At 38.2% G+C, this 5,578-nt stretch carries 3 protein-coding genes and 1 riboswitch; of the genes, 2 read left to right on the forward strand and 1 reads right to left on the reverse strand.

From position 1 onward, the window contains the following. Positions 1-127 precede the first annotated feature (127 nt). Positions 128-2,458 (reverse strand): 5-methyltetrahydropteroyltriglutamate--homocysteine S-methyltransferase, encoded by a 2,331-nt coding sequence (gene metE, locus ACOVQ4_RS13470; RefSeq protein ID WP_421821152.1) that lies wholly within the window; start codon positions 2,456-2,458, stop codon positions 128-130. Between the two features lie 279 nt (positions 2,459-2,737). Next, a riboswitch (cobalamin riboswitch) is annotated at positions 2,738-2,935 on the reverse strand. A gap of 317 nt (positions 2,936-3,252) precedes the next feature. On the opposite strand from metE, the gene ACOVQ4_RS13475 reads away from it, so the two are divergent. Further along, positions 3,253-4,335, forward strand: a complete 1,083-nt coding sequence (locus tag ACOVQ4_RS13475) for an efflux RND transporter periplasmic adaptor subunit (RefSeq protein WP_421821153.1) — start codon at positions 3,253-3,255, stop codon at positions 4,333-4,335. Next, positions 4,332-5,578 (forward strand): ABC transporter permease (locus tag ACOVQ4_RS13480; RefSeq protein WP_421821154.1); only part of this gene is annotated, 1,247 nt, incomplete at its 3' end. The genes ACOVQ4_RS13475 and ACOVQ4_RS13480, both read left to right, overlap by 4 nt.

Genomic DNA, 5,578 nt, shown 5'->3' on the forward strand with positions numbered 1-5,578 from the left:
TTTTCGACAGCTTTTTTGATATTGTACTAAAAATGAATGGCTTAATACGCAATCATATCGTCTCTGGTGAAATATAAAACATAATCACTCATGCACTCAATCACCAATCACTCAATTCAGGATAGGCCTATTTTAAGGTTACGCCAACTTCTGCTCTTAAGGCTTCGGCAGCGCCTACCATGTTTTTCAAGGCTTTTTCAGTTTCTTCCCAGTGACGAGTCTTCAGTCCACAATCAGGATTTACCCATAGGTTTTCTAATGGAATATAGGTCAATGCTTTTTCCAAAAGTGTTGTAATTTCCTCAACCGTCGGTACTCGTGGCGAGTGAATATCATATACCCCTGGTCCAATTTCGTTTGGATATTTAAACTCTGCAAAAGCATCCAATAACTCCATTTGCGAACGAGAAGTTTCTATCGTAATGACATCAGCATCCAAATCAGCAATCGAATCGATAATATCATTGAATTCTGAATAACAGGCATGCGTATGTATTTGGGTACGATTAGATACGCCTGAAGCGCTCAAACGAAAGGCTTTTACCGCCCAATCCAAGTAAATTGGTGCATTTTCTTTTCTAAGTGGCAAACCTTCACGAATTGCAGGTTCGTCAATTTGAATAATTTTGATACCTGCTTTTTCCAAAGCAACAACTTCCTCGCGAATGGCCAATGCCAACTGAAATGCCGTTAATCGTCTTGGTTGGTCGTCTCTCACAAACGACCACTGTAGCATGGTGATTGGTCCTGTGAGCATTCCTTTTACAATCTTTGTCGTTTGCGCTTGGGCAAATTTTGTCCAGCGAACGGTCATATCTTCCTTGCGCTCAATATCTCCAAAAATAATCGGAGGCTTCACACAACGGCTGCCGTAACTTTGTACCCAACCATTTTGAGAAAATACATATCCAGATAATAACTCCCCAAAGTATTCTACCATGTCATTGCGCTCAAATTCGCCATGCACCAAGACATCCAAGCCCAATTCTTCTTGCCAATGAATGGCCTTTTTGATTTCCGTTTCTACTTGTTGTGTATAAACTTCGTCAGAAATCAGACCTTTTTTATAATTAGCTCTCAACTGACGCACCTCTGTTGTTTGTGGAAAAGAACCAATCGTTGTGGTAGGCAACAATGGCAATTGTAACAATTCTTTCTGAATCGACTGGCGAAGTGTAAATGGTGCTTCGCGCTCAAAATCGGCATTTTTAATACCTTGAATTTGGGCTTTAACCGTTGGTCGGTGAATCAATGTTGAAGACTTTCTACTTTCAATAGCTTGTTGGTTTTCTGTCAAAACAGAAGCCAAACTGCTAAATAATTGGGGTTTTGTCAAATCTGCTAATGTACGAACTTCTTTCAATTTTTGTTTAGCAAAAGCCATCCAGTTTTTAATCGTCGGAGTTAATACACTTTCGTCTTTTTCCAAATCCAAATCATAAGGCGTATGTAACAATGAACATGATGGCGCAATCCAAACACGGTCTTCGCCAAGCTTTGAAAGGGCTTTTTCAATGAAACTTAAGGAGTTGGTAAAATCATTTTTCCAAATATTTCGACCATCTACCAAGCCTAATGAAAGTTTGGTAGTTCCATTCACAAAATCTTCATGATTCAGAATATCTCCTAATTGAGATGGACAACGAACTAAATCAACATGAAGGCAGTCGACAGGCAAACTCAAAGTAGTGGCTAAATTATCGCCAGAACATTCAAAATAAGTTGCCAAAACAATTTGAAGCGCTGGCAATGCTTTTCTGATTTGTTGGTAAACCTCTTGAAAAACTGTCCTCTCTTTTTCTGTCAAATCCATGACCAAATATGGTTCATCGATTTGAATAGTATGTGCACCACGACTTTCGAGTTCTTGCAATAACTCGATATAAACAGGCAACAAACGTTGAATCAAGTCTAAACGGTTAAATCCTTTTTCCTTTTCTTTACCTAAAAGCAAATAGGAAACTGGACCAATTAAGACTGGTTTTGTAACGATATCCAAGCGTTTTGCCTCCTCAAATTCTTGAACAGGTTTATTCGAAAATCTATAGAATTGTTGATTTTTAGTAAACTCAGGAACGATATAGTGGTAATTGGTATCAAACCATTTGGTCATCTCGCAGGCTACGACATCAAAACCCTCCTTTTGATAGCCACGTGCCATGGCAAAGTATATTTCTAATTCCTTGCTAGACTTTCCATCCACTAAAGCTTGATAGCGTTGTGGAATTACCCCTAAGGTCAAAGACAAATCTAATACATGATCATACAATGAAAAATCGTTGCTTGGAATAAGGTCAATACCATTTTCCTGCTGGATTTTCCAGTGTTCTAGTCTCAACTGATACGCCTGAGACTGTAATTCTTCTTTACTGATTTTGCCTGACCAGAATTGTTCGCAGGCTTTTTTGAGTTCTCTTTTGCTACCGATTCGTGGATAGCCAAGGATGTGAGTAAGCATGTTGGTTGAATGTTTAAAAATGAAATACTCAACCATTTAGGCACAACACACAAAACCTTCAACGAGTGGAACAGATTTTTCAAAAGTTTTCAGGTATCAGCTTTCGGCTTTCTCGAAAGCAAACATCATAAACACCACATTTTGATGTTTAACAAAAGCTGACCCGAAATGTATATCAATAGAGCTACTAGTTTATCGAAATCACTAATACGCTCAATTACTCATTCGTAAATGAGTTTGAAAAATCAATGCGCGTCCAACACCCTATTCGTGAGAGTCTTGTCATTGAGAAAAGCAGCAAGTCTCCTGACTTATAACATCGTTGTACTCCTTCTCATTCCAGCTGGAACAATGGATATCTTGTACACGACTTGCTCCGAAGAGCGGTTAAATACAGTAGCACGTCTGTTCGTGATTCACACACGATTCCTTTTTAAATCAAAGCATCACTTTGATACTACTTTTCCGATTGATGTGTAAAATGGATAGGACAAAGGTATATGAGCAATCTTTTACATTTTTACTCTTCACTACTATTTGTTTAAAAATTAGATAATAACAAATAATAATTCATAATAATTAGATAAAACATCTATTTATTGTATAATTAAAAGTGAAAAATTTTTATTAAACGCTAAATTTTCACCTGTCTATTTCAACGATATTTTGACCATAATCAAATCATCAACCAACTTAGCTCATGATTGTATCTCAAAAAAAATTCTAATTTTAACTATTCTAAAACACGAAATCGGATAGAGGTTTAACTATTATCCTAAAAGTTGACACATAAGATGAAACATTGGTTGGCAGGAATATTCATGGTAGCTCTGATCACGGGCTGTAAGAAAAAAGTGGAAACGATATACCCTCAAATTCAGGCTATTTCTGAATCAGTTTATGCTTCAGGTGTGGTTAAAAGTGTCAATCAATACCAAGTTTTTCCCAAAAACTCAGGTATTATTTCTTCGCTGAAGATAAAAGAGGGTGATTTTGTGGAAAAAGGGCAAATACTATTCGAAATTGCTAACCCTAGCGCTAAACTCAATATCGAAAATGCAGAGTTGAATTTTGATAATGCTTCTATAAAATCAAATCAAGAACGTCTGCGAGACGCTGTTATCGCCAAAGATTTAGCCTATCAAAAACTCAAGAATGATTCACTGCTTTGGCGTCGTCAAAATGCGCTTTGGCAACAACAAATCGGAACGAAGGTCGACCAAGAACAGCGTGAATTAGCCTATCATAATTCCCAAACAGCTTTTCAATCAGCCGAGATACGAGTGAGCGAATTGCGTCGTCAGATCAAATTTTCTGCTGAACAATCTGCCAAAAATGTCGCATTAGCCAAGAGTATTGCTTCAGATTTTGCCGTTCGTGCCGAGGTCTCAGGACGCATTTATAGTTTTTCTAAAGAAATCGGAGAAATGGTCTCAATCCAAAATCCTGTCGCTATCATCGGCGATGCCAAGGTTTTTATGCTTGAGCTACAAATCGACGAAGATGATATTACTCGTGTCAAAATTGGACAAAAAGTATTACTCACGCTGGATAGTTATGACAAACAAGTATTTGAAGCAAAAGTCAACGGCATCGACCCTTTGATGAATGAAAAAACTAGGACTTTTACGGTAAAAGCGAGCTTCATAGCACAACCAGAAGTATTGTATCCCAACCTCAATGTGGAAGCAAATATCATTACTGCCGAAAGACCCAAGGTATTGACAATTCCAAGAAATTATTTGGTGGATGAACAGTTTGTTTTGGACAAAGATGGTCAAAAAAGAGCTGTAAAAGTTGGACTGAAAGACTTCCAACGTGTCGAAATTTTATCAGGAATTACTGCCCAAGACGCTATCCAAAAACCTGCACTATGAACTACCCACTGATTTGGAATATTGCTCAATCGCTATCCTTGGCTCGTTGGAAACAAACCTTGGTGGCTGCCGTTGGTGTGATGTTTAGTATTACGATGTTCATCGCATTGTTGGGTTTTATGAACGGGCTCAACGACCTCTTGGATAGCTTAGTCTTGAATAGAACCCCTCATGTTCGACTTTTTAACGAAATAAAAGCCAATGAAAATCAGCCTATTTTGCTCGATAATCGCTACCAGAAATACCATAATTTTATCAGGTCTATTAAACCTAATGGAAAAAATGCTCAGATTGCCAACAGCGCTGCCATCATTAGTACGCTAAAAAAAGACAAACGTGTTTTGGGAATTTCCCCCAAAATGATTGCCCAAGTATTTTTCAATGTGGGCGAAACGGATGTAACAGGCGTAGTCAACGGAATAGATGTAGAGGCAGAAGCAAGACTTTTCTCCTTCGGCGACTATGTTACTGATGGCTCGTACATAGATTTGAAGAATATTCCGAATAGTATTATTTTGGGAAAAGGCTTAGCAGACAAAATGCTGGCAAATATTGGCGATGTGGTGCAAGTGACCACCGCCAAAGGCGATAGATTCCCCTTGAAAGTGGTAGGTTATTTCCAATCGGGACTCGGTGAGATAGACAAAGTTCAGAGCTATACCTCTTTAAAAACAGCACAAAAACTCATCGGACAAAGCAATGCTTATGTGACAGATATTCAAATCAAATTACATGATTTGAATATGGCACCTTCGGTAAGCAAAGAATATGCACAAATTTTTAGCACTGATGCTGAGGATATTCAAACCGCTAATGCCCAATTTGAAACAGGGAGCAGTTTGCGCAGCTTGATTTCGTATGCCGTCGGCATTACATTACTCATAGTGGCTGGTTTCGGGATTTACAATATCTTGAATATGTTGATTTATGAAAAAATGGATACCATTGCCATTCTGAAAGCAACGGGGTTTTCAGGAAGCGATGTCAAAAAGATATTTATCACCATTGCCATCAGTATCGGTATATTGGGTGGCTGCACTGGACTGTTTTTCGGATTTCTGTTATCACTATTAATCGATAATGTGCCCTTCAAAACGGCGGCTTTACCAACTATAAGCACTTATCCTGTCAATTATGACCTAAAATATTACTTGATAGGAATCACTTTTTCCTTGATTACAACGTATTTAGCGGGTTTATTTCCAGCCCGAAAAGCTAGTAAAATTGACCCAGTGGATATTAT

This window comes from Flectobacillus sp. (assembly GCF_049240685.1).
In the GTDB taxonomy this organism is placed as follows: Bacteria; Bacteroidota; Bacteroidia; order Cytophagales; family Spirosomataceae; genus Flectobacillus.

What these genes read in the sequence shown, in the direction of transcription:
- metE (WP_421821152.1), bottom strand. Translation starts at nt 2,458, where the DNA reads ATGCTTACTCACATCCTTGGCTATCCACGAATCGGTAGCAAAAGAGAA.
- ACOVQ4_RS13475 (WP_421821153.1), top strand. Translation starts at nt 3,253, where the DNA reads ATGAAACATTGGTTGGCAGGAATATTCATGGTAGCTCTGATCACGGGC.